This window comes from Pseudomonas sp. TE12234, assembly GCF_054061835.1.
On record NZ_JBSSEP010000015.1, the window covers coordinates 66234 to 80377 of the forward strand.

11 protein-coding genes are annotated in these 14144 nt (G+C 60.0%); 2 read left to right on the top strand and 9 right to left on the bottom strand.

Going from position 1 to position 14144, the window contains the following annotated elements; genetic code table 11:
* Positions 1 to 40 precede the first annotated feature (40 nt).
* Both ACVWYU_RS21550 and ACVWYU_RS21555 read right to left on the bottom strand, forming a co-directional pair.
* Positions 41 to 1186: a M14 family metallopeptidase gene (locus ACVWYU_RS21550; RefSeq protein WP_457373630.1), complete on the bottom strand. Its 1146-nt coding sequence runs from the start codon at positions 1184 to 1186 to the stop codon at positions 41 to 43.
* A gap of 778 nt (positions 1187 to 1964) precedes the next feature.
* Positions 1965 to 2306, bottom strand: a complete 342-nt coding sequence (locus tag ACVWYU_RS21555; protein WP_248915413.1) for a DUF6124 family protein — start codon at positions 2304 to 2306, stop codon at positions 1965 to 1967.
* 129 nt (positions 2307 to 2435) lie between these two features.
* Between ACVWYU_RS21555 and ACVWYU_RS21560 the strand changes: the two genes are divergently transcribed.
* Positions 2436 to 3074 carry a LexA family protein gene (locus ACVWYU_RS21560; protein WP_247256201.1) on the top strand — a complete coding sequence of 213 codons (639 nt, stop codon included), beginning with the start codon at positions 2436 to 2438 and terminating at the stop codon, positions 3072 to 3074.
* A 39-nt stretch (positions 3075 to 3113) separates the two neighbouring features.
* On the opposite strand, the gene ACVWYU_RS21565 is transcribed toward ACVWYU_RS21560, so the two are convergent.
* The 4 genes from ACVWYU_RS21565 to ACVWYU_RS21580 form a co-directional block, all read right to left on the bottom strand.
* Entirely contained in the window at positions 3114 to 5069 is a 1956-nt protein-coding gene (locus ACVWYU_RS21565) for an acetyl/propionyl/methylcrotonyl-CoA carboxylase subunit alpha (protein ID WP_457373631.1), read from the bottom strand.
* Positions 5069 to 5884 (bottom strand): gamma-carboxygeranoyl-CoA hydratase, encoded by an 816-nt coding sequence (locus ACVWYU_RS21570; protein ID WP_090323559.1) that lies wholly within the window; start codon positions 5882 to 5884, stop codon positions 5069 to 5071. The genes ACVWYU_RS21565 and ACVWYU_RS21570 overlap by 1 nt, the downstream gene beginning before the upstream one ends.
* Before the next feature lie 129 nt (positions 5885 to 6013).
* On the bottom strand, positions 6014 to 7621 hold the full coding sequence (locus ACVWYU_RS21575) for a carboxyl transferase domain-containing protein (RefSeq protein WP_390956680.1): 1608 nt from the start codon (positions 7619 to 7621) through the stop codon (positions 6014 to 6016).
* A 12-nt stretch (positions 7622 to 7633) separates the two neighbouring features.
* On the bottom strand, positions 7634 to 8797 hold the full coding sequence (locus ACVWYU_RS21580) for an isovaleryl-CoA dehydrogenase (RefSeq protein WP_008031893.1): 1164 nt from the start codon (positions 8795 to 8797) through the stop codon (positions 7634 to 7636).
* Positions 8798 to 9125: 328 nt separating this feature from the next.
* Here ACVWYU_RS21580 and ACVWYU_RS21585 point away from each other — a divergent pair, with 328 nt between their 5' ends.
* Positions 9126 to 10823: an AMP-binding protein gene (locus ACVWYU_RS21585; protein ID WP_390956679.1), complete on the top strand. Its 1698-nt coding sequence runs from the start codon at positions 9126 to 9128 to the stop codon at positions 10821 to 10823.
* A 706-nt stretch (positions 10824 to 11529) separates the two neighbouring features.
* On the opposite strand, the gene ACVWYU_RS21590 is transcribed toward ACVWYU_RS21585, so the two are convergent.
* From ACVWYU_RS21590 to ACVWYU_RS21600, 3 genes are all read right to left on the bottom strand, one after another.
* Complete coding sequence (locus tag ACVWYU_RS21590; RefSeq protein ID WP_390956678.1) at positions 11530 to 12429, bottom strand: hydroxymethylglutaryl-CoA lyase; 900 nt, start codon at positions 12427 to 12429, stop codon at positions 11530 to 11532.
* 146 nt (positions 12430 to 12575) lie between these two features.
* Complete coding sequence (locus ACVWYU_RS21595; RefSeq protein ID WP_090323552.1) at positions 12576 to 12977, bottom strand: MerR family transcriptional regulator; 402 nt, start codon at positions 12975 to 12977, stop codon at positions 12576 to 12578.
* Between the two features lie 185 nt (positions 12978 to 13162).
* Complete coding sequence (locus tag ACVWYU_RS21600; RefSeq protein WP_047527602.1) at positions 13163 to 14092, bottom strand: LysR family transcriptional regulator; 930 nt, start codon at positions 14090 to 14092, stop codon at positions 13163 to 13165.
* Positions 14093 to 14144: the final 52 nt, after the last annotated feature.

Genomic DNA, 14144 nt, shown 5'->3' on the forward strand with positions numbered 1-14144 from the left:
GCGTCGCCGCAGGCTGCGATTTTTTGATCTGAAAGAGCAATCAGCGCAGCGTATCAACCATCTCGGCCACCGTGGTCAACACATCCTTGCCCAACTGCTTCGACCGCTTGCCCGACCAGCCGGTCAACGGGTCCGGATGATCATTATTATCCTTGAACGGCATTTCCAGGGTCAGCGACAGGCAATCGAATTTCTCACCCACGCTGTTACACGCCAGCGTCATGTTGGCCTTGCCCGGTTCGTCACGGGTGTAGCCGTGCTTGGTCTGGAAGTCCTTGGTCAGGTGCTTCAGGTGGGAGCGGAAGTGCTCTTCCAGTTTTTCGATTCGCGGCGTGTAACCCGGGTTGCCTTCGCAACCGGCGGTGAACACGTAGGGGATTTCCTCATCGCCGTGGATGTCGAGGAACAGGTCGACGCCGTACTTTTCCATCTGTTGCTGTACGAAAAACACTTCCGGGCTGGTTTCCGGGCTGGCGCTCTGCCAGGCGCGGTTCAGGTCCTGGCCCATGGCGTTGGTGCGCAGGTGACCGTGGAAGGCGCCGTCCGGGTTCATGTTTGGCACCAAGTACAGATCGGCGCTGGCCAGCAGTTTGTTCAGCACCGGGTCGTCGTGTTTTTCCAGGCGTTCGATCACGCCTTCCATGAACCACTCGGCCATGTGTTCGCCCGGATGTTGCTGAGCGATCATCCACACCTTGCGCTGACCTTCGGCGCCCGAGCCTTTGCGCAGCAGCTGAATGTCCCGACCTTCGACGCTTTTGCCGGTGGCCAGCAGTTCGGTGCCCGCCTTGGTTAGCGCCTGCTCGATCAACCAGTCGTGACGACCACGGCTGTAGGGTTCGAAGTAGGCGAACCAGGCGTGGGTCTGGGTCGCTTCAAGGCAGAAACGCAGGCAGTCGCCCTCAAAGATGGTCGGTACACGGAACCAGTTCACATGATCGTAGGACGCCACTGCCTGATAACCGTCCCAGGCCTTGTTGTAAGAGGATTGACTGGCGTTGTTCAGGCGAAACCAGTGCTCCTGTCCGACATGCAGGCCACTGGCTTTGAAGTGGAACCATTGGAAATGCTTGCTTTTGGTGTCGGGGCGGATGGCCAGCAGTGGCTTGAGCGGGTCGCTGACATCGATAACCTGGATGTTGCCACTGTCGAAGTTGGCACTGATGTCGAGAGAGGATTTAGCCACGGTAGGGTTCCTGATTGAGATTTTATGGCGGCTACTTTACACGCAAGCAAAGGGGGTTAGGAGTGCAGAAGAATCGGTTCACCCGCGCTGCTGACGTTCTGAATGACCGCTCACCTTTGCCGCGAAGCGCTACTACACAGCGTAGCGATCATCCGTGTTACCACCAGCACTGTTTTGAGGCCATCGGGTTTAGAGAAGGGACAGGTATTTTTATGCGATGCACCGCACTGGCAGTGGCTGGGTGGATTCGCCTATCGCCGTGCATTGAGGTCAGGCCTGGAGGGAGAGGGCGCTGCAATTTGGCATCAGCCTGATTTTGATGGCAAGACAGGTCATCGCCGAGAAGGGGAACGATGGGGCAGGAACATGATGCAAAACGGGGGGGCGTCCTCCTTGACGCTGTCGCAGCTTAGAGACTGTGGAATTGATTCTCAAGTGCTATTTTCTCGGTGGTTCGCCCAATGATCTCGGGCCGCCCATGCCACCGGGTATTCTTTTGAAATCGTCCGCGCCACTGAGTGTTTGCGGCACTTGAAGGCTTCATTAGCCTGACGCCATAAACCAGAATGCGGGTAAAAAAAGACCCGGCAAAGTGCCGGGTCAAAAACCGTGATTAGCCTGATGAGGAGATAGACCAAAAGTCCGACCTGAGGTCCCTTGATCCATCGACTGATCTCGCGACCAGATGCTGCAATAATAATCATTCTCGTTTATGAGTCAAGCGCTTTTATCCAGCCAATTGGAAAATTCATTCCGAACCACTGCCTGCGCCTTCTCTTTATGCTTTCTGATGCCCTTCCAGGGATCGGGAGACCATGGCCTTGGCCATATCGATCATGTGCACCGCCGAAAACGCCAGGTCCCGACTTGCGCCCTGCAAGTGATTGGCTGACTCGTAGGCAATGGCTGCGGCGCAGCGCAACAGATCCGAGGCATGAATCAATGCTTCTTCACTGGTGATGTTGCGATTCACATCAAAGAAACGCTCCTCGACCTCAGTCTCCGTGACCGTTGGCTTCAAGTAGTAGTCCAGCGCCCGTTGTGCGGCGGCGGAGCCTTGGGGCGAGGTGAGGGAGGTGTCGATTTGCATGTCCGGCAGTTCGTGGGCAGGTTGGGTCATGGTGATGGCAAACTCCGTTATAGATTCAGATCCGTGAATTCATCCTAATACGATTTGTATTTGTGACCATGAGTTTAATACTACAATTTGTGTTTTGATGACCGGAGCTGGCCCAGTATCGTGCCGCCCATGGATAAATGGATCGAATTGGTCAAGGCCAAGATGAGTGAACTCAACGTCACTCAGGAGATACTCGCTGAACGCCTCGGAATGTCCCAGGGCGGCATTGGCCATTGGCTGAATAAACGTCGCGACCCGGGTGTCGAGAACATGAATCGAGTGTTGAAAGCACTCGGCATGGACTTTCTCGAAGTGGCGCTGGTGATCCGCGAGCCTGCGGACGCTGAGGATGAAGAGGTCTGCCTGACACAAAAGTACAATCCGTACTTTCGTTACCCGGTCCGTGACTGGAAGGCAGCCGCTGAGGTGCGCGATGGAGAACGGACGCAGTATCGTTTCGAACTGTCCGACTATCACGCCCAAGGCACGGCATTCTGGTTGACGGTGACTGGCGACGCGATGACCGCGCCCAGTGGCCTGAGCATTGGCGAAGGCATGTTGATTCTGGTGGACCCGGACGTGGCAGCGCAGCCGGGCAAACTGGTGATCGCGCAATGGCCCGACAGCACCGAGGCGATCTTTCGCAAGCTGATCGAAGAGGGCGGGCAGCGTTACCTGGTCCCGCTCAATCCGACGTACCCCAAAGCCCTCTACTCCGACGACTGCCGAATCATCGGCGTAGTGGTTCAGGCGACAGCCAGGTTCTGATCGGATCGGTCCTCGCAAGGCGCAGGACCGATCGTCATTTCACGCCTCTTCCAGTTCGACCAGCGCACTGCCTTCGCTGACCATCTCGCCTTCCTGGCAATACAACGCCTTGATGACCCCCGCGTGAGGCGCACGAATGCTGTGCTCCATCTTCATCGCTTCGAGCACCACCAGTTGCGCCCCGGCTTCGACCGTTTGCCCGGCCTCTACCAGCACACGCACGATGCTGCCGTTCATGGGCGCCGTCAGCCCGCCCTGATGGCTGTGACTGGCTTCGACGGCGCTGATCGGGTCATAGGCTTCGATGCGGCGCAACTCACCATCCCATTGCAGATAGACCAGGTCACCATGGCGGATGGCCCGATGCTGGCGTCGCACGCCGTCGTGCTCGGTGAGCAATTGCTCGCCCTTGAGTCGCGCGCCCTGGGCGTTGATGTCGCCCAGCGTCAGCGCGCGGTCCTGGCCTTCGCAACTCAAGTGCAGGGTGATTTCCGTTGGCAATCCGGAACGGAAGCCGTTGCTGTTGGCCCAGGGCGAACTCGGGTCATCGAGGCGCGGTGAACGGGGCTGGCTCTGGGCAAATGCCTGGGCGGCGGCTTGCCAGAAGGCATCGCTGAGCGCAGCAGGCGCCGGCAGCAGTTGTTCCTGGTAACGCGGAATGAACCCGGTATCCAGTTCCGCCGCGGCAAACGCCGGGTGGGCAATGATTCGACGGAGGAAGTTGATGTTGGTCTTGAGTCCGCCAATGGCGAACTCATCGAGCATGCTCAGCAGGCGCAAACGCGCCTGTTCACGGTCCTCGCCCCAGGCAATCAACTTGCCGAGCATCGGATCGTAGAAGGGGGAAACCTCATCGCCTTCCTCAACGCCACTGTCGACACGACGCCCCGGCCCCTCGGCCGATTCACGATACAACTCCAGGCGCCCGGTCGCCGGCAGGAAATCATTGCCCGGGTCTTCGGCATACAGCCGTACTTCAATGGCGTGACCGATCAGCGGAACCTGATCCTGGGTCATGGGCAGCGCTTCACCGCGTGCGACGCGAATCTGCCAGGCCACCAGGTCCAGGCCGGTGATGGCTTCGGTGACCGGGTGTTCGACTTGCAGGCGCGTGTTCATCTCCATGAAGAAGAACTCGCCGCGCGCATCCAGCAGAAACTCCACGGTGCCGGCGCCGACATAACCGATGGCCTGGGCCGAACGCACGGCCGCTTCGCCCATGGCACGCCGCAGTTCCGGGCTCAGGCCTGGAGCGGGCGCTTCTTCGACGACTTTCTGGTGCCGACGCTGAATCGAGCAGTCACGTTCGTTGAGGTACAGGCAGTTGCCGTGTTGATCGGCGAACACCTGGATTTCCACGTGGCGCGGTTTGAGCAGGTATTTCTCCACCAGCATCCGCGAATCGCCGAACGACGATTGCGCTTCACGCTGGGCCGAGGCCAGGGCTTCGGCCAGTTGGCTGACGTCCTCGACCACTTTCATGCCCTTGCCGCCACCACCGGCCGTGGCCTTGAGCAGCACCGGGTAACCGATGCGTTCACAGGCCGCGCGGAAGGTCTCGAAGTCCTGAGCTTCACCGTGATAACCCGGCACCAGTGGCACGCCAGCGGTTTCCATCAGGGCTTTGGCGGCGGACTTGCTGCCCATGGCGTCGATGGCCGACGCCGGCGGGCCGAGGAAAATCAGGCCAGCCGCTTCGATCGCGCGGGCGAACCCGGCATTTTCCGACAGAAAGCCATAACCGGGGTGGATGGCCTGGGCGCCGCTGGCCTTGGCGGCGGCGATCAGTTTGTCGATTTGCAGGTAGCTGTCGGCGGCTTTGCTGCCACCGAGGTCGACGCGAATATCCGCTTCGCGGGTGTGGCGGGCGTCACGGTCAATGGCGCTGTGTACGGCCACGGTGGTCAGGCCCAGGGCCTTGGCGGTGCGCATGACCCGGCAAGCGATTTCGCCACGGTTGGCCACCAGCACAGAGGTGATAACAGGTGCGCTCATCAACGGGGCTCCTTGGTGGTGGTTTCGGCCTGCCAGCTCGGCGGACGTTTTTGCAGAAAGGCGCGCAGGCCTTCCTGGCCTTCAGGGCTGACGCGAATGCGGGCGATGGCGTTCTCGGTGTAGCGGCGCAGCGCCGGGTTCAGCGAGCCGTCGCCGACTTCACGCAACAGATCTTTGCTGGCACGCATGGCGGCGGGGCTGTTGAGCAACAGGTTGTCGATCCACTGTTCGACCTTTTGCTCCAGCTCGGCCAACGGATAGCTCTCCGACAACAAACCGAGTTCCCGCGCCCGTTGCCCGCCGAAGCGTTCAGCGGTCAGGGCATAACGTCGGGTGGCACGTTCGCCGATGGCTTGCACCACGAACGGGCTGATCACTGCCGGTGCCAGGCCAATGCGGACTTCTGACAGGCAGAATTGCGCGTCATCGGCACCGATGGCCATGTCGCAGCAACTGATCAGGCCCAGGGCGCCACCAAAGGCCGCGCCTTGCACCACCGCCAGGGTCGGCACTTTCAGTTTGGCGAGGTTGTACATCAACTCCGCCAGTTCCCGGGCGTCGTCGAGGTTGGTGTGGTAATCGAGTTCGGCCGATTGCTGCATCCAGGCCAGGTCGGCACCGGCGCTGAAATGCTTGCCGCGGCCACGCACCAACAGAAAACGCAGGCTGGCATCGCTCGAAACCTTGTCCAGCGCCAGGATCAATTCGCGGATCATCTGCGCGTTGAAGGCGTTGTTCTTTTCTTCGCGGCTGAGCCACAGGGTGGCGAAACCCCGAGGGTCGGTCAGCAATTCGAGGGTGGTGAAGTCACTCATTTTTTTATTCTCCACGGCACTTGCAGGAGCGAGCCCGCTCGCGATGGACTAAAGGGCGGCGCGTTTATCCAGAAAGCACGCGTTATCGTTAACGTCCATCGCGAGCCAGCTCGCTCCTACAGGATCGGATCACATCCGGAACACGCCGAAGCGGCTCGGTTCGATTGGCGCGTTCAATGACGCGGACAAGGCCAGGCCCAGGACATCGCGGGTTTGCGCCGGGTCGATGACGCCGTCGTCCCACAGCCGTGCGCTGGAATAATAGGGGTGGCCCTGTTCTTCGTACTGGTCGAGGATCGGTTGCTTGATCTCGGCTTCCTGCTCGGGGCTGAAACCCTGGCCACTGCGCTCGGCTTGTTCGCGCTTGACCTGCACCAGAACACCAGCCGCCTGCTCGGCACCCATCACGCCGATGCGCGCATTCGGCCACATCCACAGGAAGCGCGGATCATAAGCCCGACCGCACATCCCGTAGTTACCGGCACCGAAGCTGCCGCCGATGATCACCGTGAATTTCGGCACTTTGGCGCACGCCACGGCGGTCACCAGTTTTGCCCCGTGCTTGGCGATACCGCCGGCTTCGTATTTCTGCCCGACCATGAAGCCGGTGATGTTTTGCAGGAACAGCAACGGGATGCCGCGCTGGCACGCCAGCTCGATGAAGTGCGCACCTTTTTGCGCGGCTTCGGCGAAAAGGATGCCGTTGTTGGCGAGGATCGCGATCGGATACCCGTGCAGGTGGGCGAAACCGCACACCAGTGTGGTCCCGAACAGTGCCTTGAATTCGTCGAACACCGAGCCGTCCACCAACCGGGCAATCACTTCGCGCACGTCGAACGGTTGCTTGGCATCGGCCGAGACCACGCCGTACAACTCGTCGCTGCTGTAGAGCGGGGCAATGGGTGTGCGTTGCTGAACCTCGCCTTGTTTGCGCCAGTTGAGGTTGGCGATGCTGCGGCGGGCCAGGGCCAGGGCGTGCTCGTCGCTTTCGGCGTAATGGTCGGCGACCCCGGAAATCTTGCAGTGCACATCGGCACCGCCCAGGTCTTCGGCGCTGACCACTTCACCGGTCGCGGCTTTCACCAGCGGTGGGCCGGCGAGGAAGATCGTCGCTTGCTCACGGACCATGATCGCTTCATCAGCCATCGCCGGCACGTACGCGCCGCCTGCGGTGCAGGAACCCATGACCACGGCAATCTGTGGAATGCCCATGGCGCTCATGTTGGCCTGGTTGAAGAAGATCCGTCCGAAGTGCTCGCGATCAGGGAAGACTTCATCCTGACGCGGCAGGTTGGCGCCGCCGGAGTCCACCAGATAGATGCACGGCAAGCGGTTCTGCTGGGCGATGGTCTGGGCGCGCAGGTGCTTTTTCACGGTCAGCGGGTAGTACGAGCCACCTTTCACCGTGGCATCGTTGGCGACGATCATGCATTCGACGCCTTCCACACGGCCGATCCCGGCGATCACCCCGGCGGCGGGAACGTCTTCGCCATAGACCTCGTAGGCGGCCAATTGGCTGATTTCGAGAAACGGCGAGCCCGGATCGAGCAGGCGGTTGATGCGCTCACGGGGCAGCAGTTTGCCCCGCGAGGTGTGGCGTTCTTGCGCTTTAGGGCCGCCACCTTGCGCCACTTGGGCGAGCAGGGTGTGCAGGGCGTCGACCTGTTTGAGCATCGCCGCGCTGTTGGCGGCGAATTCCGCCGAACGGGGGTTGAGCTGGGTATGCAGGATAGCCATGGACAGCTCCGTTTAGCGGGTTTCGTTGAACAGTTCGCGGCCGATGAGCATGCGACGGATCTCACTGGTGCCAGCGCCGATTTCGTACAGCTTGGCGTCACGCAGCAGACGACCGGCCGGGAATTCGTTGATGTAGCCGTTGCCGCCGAGGATCTGGATCGCATCAAGGGCCATTTGCGTGGCGCGCTCGGCGCTGTAGAGGATCACGCCAGCGGCGTCCTTGCGCGTGGTTTCGCCGCGCTCGCAGGCCTGGGCCACAGCGTACAGGTAGGCACGGCTGGCATTGAGTTGGGTGTACATGTCGGCCACTTTGCCCTGGATCAGCTGGAATTCGCCGATACTTTGGCCGAACTGCTTGCGGTCGTGGATGTACGGCACGATCAGGTCCATGCAGGCCTGCATGATCCCGGTCGGGCCACCCGAGAGCACGACGCGCTCGTAGTCGAGGCCGCTCATCAGCACTTTCACGCCGCCGTTGAGCACGCCGAGGATGTTTTCTTCCGGCACTTCGACGTCATCGAAAAACAGTTCGCAGGTGTTCGAACCGCGCATGCCGAGCTTGTCGAATTTGTTGCTGCGGCTGAAGCCTTTCCAGTCGCGCTCGACAATGAAGGCGGTAATGCCGTGGGGGCCCTTTTCCAGATCGGTCTTGGCGTAGATCACGTAGGTGTTGGCGTCCGGACCGTTGGTGATCCAGGTCTTGCTGCCATTGAGCACGTAGTGATCGCCACGCTTGTCGGCGCGCAGCTTCATCGATACCACGTCGGAGCCGGCGTTCGGTTCGCTCATGGCCAGGGCGCCGATGTGCTCGCCGCTGATCAGTTTCGGCAGGTATTTGGATTTCTGCTCGTGGTTGCCATTGCGGTTGATCTGATTGACGCAGAGGTTGGAGTGCGCGCCGTAGGACAGTGCCACCGAAGCCGAACCACGGCTGATTTCTTCCATGGCCACCACGTGGGCCAGGTAACCCAGGCCTGCGCCGCCGTACTCTTCCGGCACCGTGATGCCCAGCAGTCCCATGTCGCCGAATTTGCGCCACAGGTCGGCGGGGAACAGGTTGTCGATGTCGATCTGAGCGGCGCGCGGGGCGATCTCTTTGGCGACGAAGGACTGAACCTGATCGCGCAGCATGTCGATGGTTTCACCGAGGGCAAAATTCAGGGATGGGTAGCTCATGGGTCACCTTTTGGCTTTTTTGTCGGGTGGGGAGGGCCGTGATTCAGCTCTCACCTTTACGTTAACGTAAGCCTGTGACGAATGGCTGTCAATCACCCTTTACGTTAACGTCAACTTGAGCGAGAGTAGGGTTGTTCTTACAGACTAGCGTCGCACTCTGTGGCGAGGGAGCTTGCTCCCGCTCGAGCGCGAAGCGGTCGCAAATCAGCAGACGAGGTGTGTCATTCAGCACTCAAATGCAGATTTCACGACTGCTGAGTAACCGAACGGGAGCAAGCTCCCTTGCCACACACGCCGCGCACCAACAATAAAGACAATAGGGGTCGTCATGGATCAACCCAGTGCACATCCGCAGCGCAGCTACACCCGCGGTTCCCAGGACAAAGCCTTGCTGGCGATGACCATCGGCCAGGCGTTCGACAACACCGTCGCGCAGCACCCGGACGGGGAGGCGCTGGTCGTGCGCCATCAACAGCTGCGTTACACCTGGCGGCAACTGGCGGCGGCGGCGGACCTGCATGCCAGAGCCCTGCTGGCGCTGGGCCTGCAGACCGGTGACCGTCTGGGGATCTGGGCACCGAATTGCGCTCAGTGGTGCATCAGTCAGATCGCCAGCGCGAAGATCGGCGTGATCCTGGTCAACATCAACCCCGCCTACCGCAGCTCCGAACTGGAATACGTGTTGAAGCAATCCGGCTGCCAATGGCTGGTCTGTGCCGGGGCCTTCAAGTCCTCCAACTACCACGCCATGCTGCAAGGGCTGGTGCCGGAACTGGCGGAGCAATCCATCGGCAAGCTGCAGAGCGAACGCCTGCCGGCATTGCGCGGTGTCATCAGCCTCGATGCACAGCCACCCGTCGGTTTCCTGCCCTGGTCGCAGCTGAGCGATCTGGCGGCTAGCGTGTCGCTCGAGCAACTGCACCAGCGCCAGGACAGCCTGCATTTCGACCAGGCGGTGAACATCCAGTACACCTCCGGCACCACCGGGTTTCCCAAAGGCGCGACCCTGAGCCACTACAACATTCTCAACAACGGTTACATGGTCGGTGAAAGCCTTGGCCTGACTGCCGCGGATCGCCTGGTGATTCCGGTACCGCTCTATCACTGCTTTGGCATGGTCATGGGCAATCTGGGTTGCATCACCCATGGCAGCACCATGATTTACCCCAATGACGCCTTCGATCCGCTGCTGACCCTGAGCACCGTCGCAGAAGAAAAAGCCACCGCGCTGTACGGTGTGCCGACCATGTTCATCGCTATGCTCGATCAGCCTCAACGTACCGAATTCGACCTGTCGAGCTTGCGCACCGGAATCATGGCGGGTGCGACTTGCCCGATCGAGGTGATGCGACGGGTCATCAGTGAAATGCATATGAGCGAAGTGCAAATTGCCTACGGCATGACGGAAACCAGTCCGGTGTCCTTGCAGACCGGGCCGTCAGATGACCTGGAATTGCGCGTAACGACCGTCGGCCGCACCCAGCCGCAACTGGAAAGCAAAATCATTGATGAGGCGGGCAACCTGGTGCCGCGCGGCACGATCGGTGAACTGTGCACCCGCGGCTACAGCGTGATGCTCGGCTACTGGAACAACCCCGAAGGCACTGCGGAAGCGATCGACCAGGCAGGCTGGATGCATACCGGGGACCTGGCGAGCATGAACGATGAGGGGTACGTGTGCATTGCCGGGCGCAACAAGGACATGATCATCCGTGGCGGCGAGAACATTTACCCACGGGAGCTGGAGGAGTTCTTCTTCACACACCCGGACGTGGCCGACGTGCAAGTGATCGGGATTCCTTGTTCGCGTTATGGTGAGGAGATTGTCGCCTGGATCAAGTTCCACCCCGGCCACAGCGCGACCGAACAGGAACTGCAAGCCTGGTGCAAGGAGCGCATCGCGCACTTCAAGACACCGCGTTACTTCAAGTTCGTCGAGGAGTTTCCGATGACGGTGACCGGCAAGATCCAGAAATTCCGGATGCGCGAGATCAGCGTCGAGGAGTTGCGTAGCAAGCAGGGCTGAACAGGCCTTGTGTAGGAGCGAGCCTGCTCGCGAAGGACGTCAACGATAACGCGTGCAGTCTGGATCAACGCGGTGCCTTTGAGTTCTTCGTCGGAACGCCGCCCGGAGCAGGCTCGCTCCTACAAGGGGCGGCCGTGCAAATACCGAATGCCAGACAGCACAAAGGGGAGCCGAAGCTCCCCTTTAATTTTTCGTTTCGCGTGCTCTTTTTTTATTATTGAGGGGCGGTCTGTTGTTGTTTTTGGTGACCGTGACCCTTTACCGCTGTTTTTTGTCGATCCCCATCCGGGATCAAGAGCAAACGTATTTTTTTGAGCGCTGATCTACTTTTTCGCTGAGCGATCCAACCAGTTCGGGAGCTACCTGAAGGTAGTTTTATTGTTCTCTGCCCGGTTGCGGGTAACTCCGAAAAGCACCCTGAAAAGCACATCTTCTCCAAAAAAATCTGTTAGCTGCGTCTCTGCCGTGTTGTTTTTGTTATGTCAGAGTCGTTACGTCTTGTTTTTATTGGGTATGCCGCTTTTTTTATTCTTGTTATGCCATAGAGATAGCAGGTGTCGTGCCAACTTTTAAAAATCCTTTTAAATCAACAACTTAAAAAATATAAGGTTTTTTCCCTCAGGCAAACCCTGACAATTTGTTTCCGTGTTACTCGCTTTTACCCCACGTTCTGACACAGCGGTAACACCCGGACACAACCGCGCCCTCACTGAGCGCTACGCGCCCTGGCCACGCGCGAACCGGTAGGCCGCCCCAGCACAGTGCAGATTTGCTGGCCGGCCAGGATCAGGGCGTCCAGGTCGATGCCCGTTTCGATTCCCAGCCCGTTGAGCAGGTAAACCACGTCTTCGGTGGCGACGTTACCGCTGGCGCCCTTGGCATAAGGGCAGCCACCGAGGCCGGCGATGGAGCTGTCGAATACCGAGATACCTTCCAGCAGGCTGGCGTAGATGTTGGCCATGGCCTGGCCGTAGGTGTCATGGAAATGCCCGGCCAGTTTTTCCCGTGGCACGACGGCGGAAACCACGTCGAACATCTTGCGGGTGGCGCCTGCGGTGCCGGTGCCGATGGTGTCGCCCAGGGATACCTCGTAGCAGCCCATGGCGTAGAGTTCGCGGGCGACCCGAGCGACTTGCTCCGGTGCGACGTTACCTTCATAGGGGCAGCCCAGCACACAGGACACGTAACCGCGCACGGTCACGCCGTGTTGCCTGGCGGCGTCCATGATCGGTACGAAACGCTCCAGGCTTTCGCTGATCGAGCAGTTGATATTGCGCTGGGAAAACGCCTCGGAGGCCGCGGCAAACACTGCGACTTCCTTGACCCCGGAGGCGAGGGCGTCTTCAAAACCGCGAAGGTTGGGCGCCAGGGCTCCGTAGACCACCCCGGGTTTGCGCTGGATCTGCGCGAAGACATCGGCGGAACCGGCCATCTGCGGCACCCATTTGGGCGAGACGAAACTGCCGACTTCGATATAGCCCAGGCCCGCAGCCGTCAGCGCGTCGACCAGTTGCACCTTGTCGGCAACGCTGATGGGTTGGGCTTCGTTTTGCAGACCGTCGCGCGGGCCGACTTCGACAAGGCGTACGTGGGTGGGGAGGGACATGGGGTTCGACCTGTGCTGATTGTTCGGAGAATCCTGTAGGAGCGAGCCTGCTCGCGATGGGCTCCCAGGCACCGCGTTTATCCAGCGAACACGCGTTATCGTTAACGACCATCGCGAGCAGGCTCGCTCCTACAAGGGGGCGGGTTTTACTGAATGACTTCCTGGTTTTTGAGGGTCTGCTCCAGCGCCTGGACGCAACGCTCTTCCGCGGTATCGAGTTCGAGTTTCATCTGCTCGATGTCCAGCAGTTGCTGTTCCAGCTGTTCCCGACGCTCACTGATTTTCGCCAGCATGCTGTGCAGTTGCTTGGTGTTACCGCTGGAAGGGTCGTAGAGCTCGATCAGCTCGCGGCATTCGGCCAGAGAGAAGCCGATGCGCTTGCCCCGCAGGATCAGCTTCAGGCTGACCTTGTCGCGGGGGGAATAGATGCGTTCCTGACCGCGCCGTTCAGGGCTGAGCAGGCCTTGCTCTTCATAGAAGCGAATGGCCCGGGTGGTGATATCGAGCTCGCGGGCGAGGTCGGAAATGCTGTAGGTCTGGCTGCTCATGGAAGCGCTCGCAAAAGGTCATGGCGCTAAGCTAATGTCAGGTTGACGTATACGTCAAGGGGCAGGGGTTGACTGCTGTTCTTGCCGGCCCCATCGCGAGCAGGCTCGCTCCCACAAAGTATTCGGGTATACACCTCCTGTGGGAGCGAGCCTGCTCGCGATGAACGATAACGCGGTATGACGCCTTATACCTTCTCGAGCTTCTTCTCATGCGCCGTCACCTGCTGGCACAACTCGATCATTTGCTCGCGCATCCAGCGGTTGGCCGGATCCTGGTCCGTGCTTTCATGCCAGTACAGGTGAGTTTCCACCGGCGGCACATCGTTGACCGGCAAGCTGAAGGCGTGCAGATCATTGCGACGGGCGAAGCGCTCCGGAACGGTCATGACCATGTCGGTCTGCTGCAGCACTTGTGAAGCCATCAGATAGTGCTGGGAGCGCAGGGCGATCTTGCGCTGGATGCCCATCTTGCCCAGTGCCAGGTCGACATGGCCCAGACCGCTGCGGCGGCTGGAAATATGGATGTGGGTCAGCCCCAGATAATCATCCAGGGTGAATTTTTCCTTGCCCGCCAACGGGTGGCCCTTGCGCATGGCGCACACGTAGCGGTCTTCCATCAATTTGACGTGTCGCACCTGCGGGTCAGTGTTGAGCGGCGCATCCACAGCAAAATCGAGGCGACCGGCGGCCAGTTCCTTGGTGGTTTCACGGCGCTTGGACAGGAAGCTCTCGATGATCACCGTGGGAGCGAGGCGACGCAGGCGCTGGAACAGTGGCGGCAGGATCACCGCCTCGGTCAGGTCGGTCATGCTGATGCGGTAGGTCTTGACCGCCTGCAGCGGATTGAAAATGCGGCTTTCCTGTACCGATACCCGCAGCAGGGAGAGGGCGTTGCGTACCGGGCCGATGATGTTCTGGGCCATCGGCGTTGGCACCATGCCCTGAGCGGTACGCACGAACAAAGGGTCGTTGAAGGTCTCGCGCAGGCGGGCCAGAGCGTTCGATACCGCCGGCTGGGTGATCCCGACAATCTGCCCGGCGCGGGTCAGGTTGGCTTCGGTGTAGATCGCGTCGAAGACGATGAAAAGGTTGAGGTCGACCTTGCTCAGATTCATTACGCGGCTCTCTTATTGTGTGGGCGGCTGGCCTTGAAGATCAGCCGATCAT

Excerpts from the sequence above, each read along its gene's own strand:
- ACVWYU_RS21585 (WP_390956679.1), top strand. The coding sequence starts at position 9,126 with ATGGATCAACCCAGTGCACATCCGCAGCGCAGCTACACCCGCGGTTCC.
- ACVWYU_RS21600 (WP_047527602.1), bottom strand. The coding sequence starts at position 14,092 with ATGAATCTGAGCAAGGTCGACCTCAACCTTTTCATCGTCTTCGACGCG.
- ACVWYU_RS21560 (WP_247256201.1), top strand. The coding sequence starts at position 2,436 with ATGGATAAATGGATCGAATTGGTCAAGGCCAAGATGAGTGAACTCAAC.
- ACVWYU_RS21555 (WP_248915413.1), bottom strand. The coding sequence starts at position 2,306 with ATGACCCAACCTGCCCACGAACTGCCGGACATGCAAATCGACACCTCC.
- ACVWYU_RS21590 (WP_390956678.1), bottom strand. The coding sequence starts at position 12,429 with ATGTCCCTCCCCACCCACGTACGCCTTGTCGAAGTCGGCCCGCGCGAC.
- ACVWYU_RS21580 (WP_008031893.1), bottom strand. The coding sequence starts at position 8,797 with ATGAGCTACCCATCCCTGAATTTTGCCCTCGGTGAAACCATCGACATG.
- ACVWYU_RS21575 (WP_390956680.1), bottom strand. The coding sequence starts at position 7,621 with ATGGCTATCCTGCATACCCAGCTCAACCCCCGTTCGGCGGAATTCGCC.
- ACVWYU_RS21565 (WP_457373631.1), bottom strand. The coding sequence starts at position 5,069 with ATGAGCGCACCTGTTATCACCTCTGTGCTGGTGGCCAACCGTGGCGAA.
- ACVWYU_RS21570 (WP_090323559.1), bottom strand. The coding sequence starts at position 5,884 with ATGAGTGACTTCACCACCCTCGAATTGCTGACCGACCCTCGGGGTTTC.
- ACVWYU_RS21595 (WP_090323552.1), bottom strand. The coding sequence starts at position 12,977 with ATGAGCAGCCAGACCTACAGCATTTCCGACCTCGCCCGCGAGCTCGAT.